5 protein-coding genes are annotated in these 4494 nt (G+C 65.9%); all 5 read right to left on the reverse strand.

All coding sequences use genetic code 11. From position 1 onward, the window contains the following. Nucleotides 1-275 (reverse strand): glycosyltransferase family 2 protein (locus tag KDH09_10120; GenBank protein ID MCB0220038.1); only part of this gene is annotated, 275 nt, incomplete at its 3' end. 21 nt (nucleotides 276-296) lie between these two features. Next, nucleotides 297-1235, reverse strand: coding sequence for an SDR family oxidoreductase (locus KDH09_10125; GenBank protein ID MCB0220039.1), 939 nt, complete (start codon nucleotides 1233-1235; stop codon nucleotides 297-299). After that, a complete protein-coding gene (locus tag KDH09_10130; protein ID MCB0220040.1) occupies nucleotides 1232-2545 on the reverse strand; it encodes a UDP-glucose/GDP-mannose dehydrogenase family protein in 1314 nt (437 codons plus the stop codon). The genes KDH09_10125 and KDH09_10130 overlap by 4 nt, the downstream gene beginning before the upstream one ends. A gap of 21 nt (nucleotides 2546-2566) precedes the next feature. Beyond that, the gene (locus KDH09_10135) at nucleotides 2567-3985 is read right to left on the reverse strand and encodes a hypothetical protein (protein MCB0220041.1); all 1419 of its coding nucleotides are present in this window, start codon (nucleotides 3983-3985) and stop codon (nucleotides 2567-2569) included. A 13-nt stretch (nucleotides 3986-3998) separates the two neighbouring features. After that, on the reverse strand, nucleotides 3999-4494 hold a 496-nt coding region (locus tag KDH09_10140), incomplete at its 5' end, for an SPOR domain-containing protein (protein ID MCB0220042.1).

Genomic DNA, 4494 nt, shown 5'->3' on the forward strand with positions numbered 1-4494 from the left:
ATGACGTAGTCGCAACGTGCCTCGCGCATTCCGCGACGCACCGCCGCGCCCTTACCCCGGTTTTCTCCCTGCCGAACAAGGCGCAGTTTCTTGAGGCCCAGTCCCTCCACCACGGCGCAAGTATCGTCGGCCGAACCGTCGTCCACAACAAGGATCTCCCCCACTTCGGGACGGCCGTCCACCAAACGAAGGATTTCGGCGATGCTCGCCCCCTCGTTGTAGGCGGGCACTACCACGGAAAGACAACCGGCCGGAATTTCGTGCTGTTTGCTCATGCTTGCTGCAGTGTAGTCCGATCAAATACGATTTCTGAAGTAGGCGATTGTTTCGACGAGTCCGTCGCGAAGCGATATCCGGGGTTCCCAGTTCAGCACGGAAATCGCGCGCGCGATGTCGGGCAGGCGGCGGCGGGGATCATCCTCGGGCAGGGCTTCCTGCGTGAGCGTGACGTCCACTCCCGTCAGCTCGCCCACCAGCAGGGCCAGCTCGCGCACGGTGTTCTCCACCGGGTTTCCCAGGTTCACCGGGCCGCCGGGGTTTTCCTCCGCCGCTTCGAGGGCCATCAATCCCGCCACCAGGTCGGAGACAAACATGAAGCTGCGGGTCTGCGATCCGTCCCCATAGAGCGTGAGCGGATGGCCGCGAAGCGCCTGGCAGATGAAGTTCGAGACCACGCGGCCGTCCTCCTCGCGCAGGCGGGGCCCATAGGTGTTGAAGATCCGGCAGATGCGCACGTCTGCGCCGTGCTCGCGTCGCCAGGAAGTGCAGAGCGCCTCGGCATAGCGCTTGGCCTCGTCATAGACCGAACGCGGCCCCACCGGGTTGACGTGTCCCCAGTAGTCCTCGCGCTGCGGCGTTTCCTGCGGATCGCCGTAGACCTCGCTCGTGGAAGTGAAAACAACCCGCGCATTGTCGGCGCTCGCACGCTCCAGCACATGCAGGGTCCCCTCGCTTCCCACGCGGAGCGTGCCGATGGGATTGCCGTAGTAGTCCTTGGGGGAGGCCGGCGATGCCAGGTGAAAGATGCTCTCGAAACGCCCCTCCACCGGGATTCCGCTGACGAGGTCGGCCTGCACGAAGGCGAATCGGGACTCGCTTTTCAGTGCGGCCAGGTTTTCCTCGGTGCCGCTCGAGAGGTCGTCGAGGCAGACCACCTCATCACCGCGGGCGACAAGCACTTCGCAAAGGTGCGAGCCCACAAAGCCGGCACCACCGGTCACCAGGATTCGTTTCATCCGCGCGCCCCGATGCACTCATAGGCAAAACCCAGCTCCCGCATGGCCGCGGGTTCATACAGGTTGCGCGCGTCGAGGACGGCCGGATTGCTCATCACCTCGCGCACGCGGGCGAAGTCAGGCTTTCGAAAGAGGTTCCACTCAGTCATCACCGCCAATGCGTGGGCCCCCTCGCAGGCGGCGTAGGGGCCGGCTGCGAATTCAAGGCCATTCTGCAGACCCGCTTTGCCGAGCGAATTCACCTTGGGATCGAAAGCGACGACCCGGGCACCCTGCTTCAGCAAATATTTGGCGAGATAGATCGCCGGGGCCTCGCGCACATCGTCGGTCTCGGGTTTGAACGAGAGCCCCCACAGCGCAACGCGTGCGTCCTTGAGGGGACGGTCCAGGAGCGTGCGCAGTTTCCGAGCAATCCGCTCACGCTGGCTCTCGTTGACCTCAAGGACGGCGTCCACCACCGGTAGCGAGAGCGTGCCGGCCTGCAGGCGCAGCGATGCCAGGTCCTTGGGCAGGCACGAGCCGCCAAAGCCCGCACCGGCAAAAAGATAGCGAGGCCCGATGCGTGAATCGGCGCCCACAATGCGGCGCACGTCGTCGATATTGGCCCCGAGCGCTTCGGACAGCGCAGCGAGCTCATTCATCATGGAGATGCGTGTTGCCAGAGCGTAATTGGCCGCATATTTGGCCAATTCCGCCGAGCGGCGCGAGACCTTGATGGTCGGACTGCCCGTTCGGACAAAGGGCTCGTAGAGCCCCGCGACGGCGTCAGCAGCGGCTCCAGTCGCGCCAATCACCACTCGTGAGGGCTTTTGAAAATCGGTGACCGCCGTGCCCTCGGTCAGGAACTCGGGGTTGGAGACGATCTCCCCCTCCCAGTCGGGACGCGCCTTGCGAAGCTGCGCCTCGATGGCATCACCCTGCCCCACGGGCACTGTGCTCTTGGTGATGACAATTGCGTCTCTGGGAAGCAGCGGCGCGATCCGGGATACGCCGATTTCGAGCGCCCGCAGATCGGTCTCCCCGTTCTCCCCCTGGGGGGTGGGTAGGCACAGGAAGACAAACTGCGCGCCGTCGAGTGCGTGGCTCAGGTCGCCCGTGAAGGTGAGCCCTTCCTGCGAGAGGTTGCGCGAGACCAGTTCCGCAAGGCCGGGCTCGTAGATCGGGAGCTCTCCGGCTTTGAGCTGCCCAACCCGTGCCTGGTCGATGTCGTAACAGCGCACCCGGTAGCCCGCATCGGCAAAGCATGCGCCGGTAACGAGGCCCACGTAGCCGCAGCCAATGATCGAGATTCTCGCGGTCGAGGATTCCAAGTGATTCCGTGCTCCAGCTCGTCACTGTAGCGGATCGGTGCGATAGAGGTCCACGACAAAGCCCGTGAGGGCGCCCTGACAGGGCCACTGAGCAATGCTTTTTGAGTGAGCGGGCGGCGCACTCTCTGGCGCATGCAGCACGCGCGCTTCGGTCACGCCCCGGGCACGGTAGTCTTCAAGCCAGGTCAGGTCTGCCAGCGGCGCGTTTCGGTACTGGTAGGTCAAAGCCCCGTGCAGGCGCGTGGGCACCGCCCACAACTCGCCGGGCGAGAGCGGGTGCGTGCCGGTTTCCAGGCAGGCGGCGGCCGCCTGGGCCTGCTCGCGCGTTTGCCGTGAATGCTCCGCCATTGCCGGCAGCCCCGACACACCCGCCAGAGAACCGGCCAACACCAGCGCAACAGCCGCCCAGCGCACACCGTCCGGGAGGTCCCGCTCCAGGCGCGCGGCTGCCTGCTTGCAAAGCCACAGGGCGCCCAGCACGGCCAGCAACGGCCCGAAAACGAAGTCCACCACAAAGAATCGGTAAAAGAACGGCTTTCCCGTCAGCCCGAGCAGCAGCAGGAACGCATGGTGAATGGCCAGCGCCCCTGCGAGGCGAGCCCATGCAGGTCGATTTTCCCCTGAGAGCCCGCCGATCGCGCCCAGCAGCGCAAACAGCGCGAGCAGCTTGCCCCCGTTGGAGACCCAGGCACCGATGAACCACCAGAGCATCTGCCCCGCGCCGCGCGGCGCGCTTCCCGCCGCGTCCATGTAGCGCTCGGTAGCGTCAAGGATTCCCAGCCACTGCCCGTTATTCACGCGGTCAAGCACGAGCCAGATCGCCGCACATCCGGCAACTACGGCAACCTGCAAATACCACTCGCGCCGGCGTTCCCGAGGCAGGAGCGCAAATTCCAGTGCCACGAGCCAGCCCGAGAGGATCGCGCCATCGACGCGCGAGAGCGCCAGTACGGCGAGCGCCGCAAGTGCCACCCCCTGCCGGGCCTCGATGCGAGCGATGGTCCACACAAGCAATGCTGCGGCACAGGTGGCGACCGAATTGAGGGTGAGAAATGCGCCTGCCACAAGCGGACTCAACAGCGTGGCGGCGGCAGCCGCGACCAGCGCCCCCCGCGGCGCGTCGCCGCTGAGGTCACGACCCAGGCGGATCAGCGCGGCGAACAGCAGCGCCAGGTGCATCACCCCCAGCACCCGCCACGACGCAAGCGGATCGAGGTGAAGCGCACCGATCATACGGGCAATCAGTTGTTCAAAGGGTTTGGTGTTTGTTTGAGCAAGCCAGGGGGTGTGCGAGATCTCCCGGGCAAGCCGGGCGTGGACGTCGTTGTCGAGCCCCAGCGAGAGCCACAGGGAGAGTCCCCCGCTCAGCACCAGTCCCACGAGGAACCAGCGCAGGGTCTCGCTTTGCAAGCCGGCACGTGCGCGTTCCGGCACATCCATCAGAGCGTTTCCGTCAGTTCACCCGGGTGGCAAAGGCGTCCATCGCTTCGGCGCGCTTGACCTTTGAGGCCATGCGTGAGGCCTCGTCGCGGGTCTGGTATTTGCCCACGCGCACCCGGTAGTAGGTCGTGCCGTTTACCACGCCGCGCGCGACGTAGGCCGGATACCCCTGGGAGCCGAGCTTGGAGGCCAGTCGTTCGGCATCACTGGAACGCGTGAAGGACCCCACCTGCACGGTAAAATTGCCGCTCATGCGGGCGGCGGCCTCACCGGAAGTCGGCTCCGCCGGGGGCGGAGCCGTCGCCGCGACGACGGGCTCGGGCCTGGCCTGGACCGGTGCCGGCTTGGCCGCGGCACTCTCAACCGCGGCGGCGCGGGTAGCGGCAGCCTGCTGGACCGCTCGCGGGGTGCTGGTCGGGCTCTTCTCGGAGAGATCTTCTTCGTTGAGGTCGAACACGTGCTCGGCCGGCGCGGTCGCTGCTGCCGAAGCGCTCTGGTCGGGCGCGGTC

Source organism: Chrysiogenia bacterium (assembly GCA_020434085.1).
In the GTDB taxonomy this organism is placed as follows: domain Bacteria; phylum JAGRBM01; class JAGRBM01; order JAGRBM01; family JAGRBM01; genus JAGRBM01.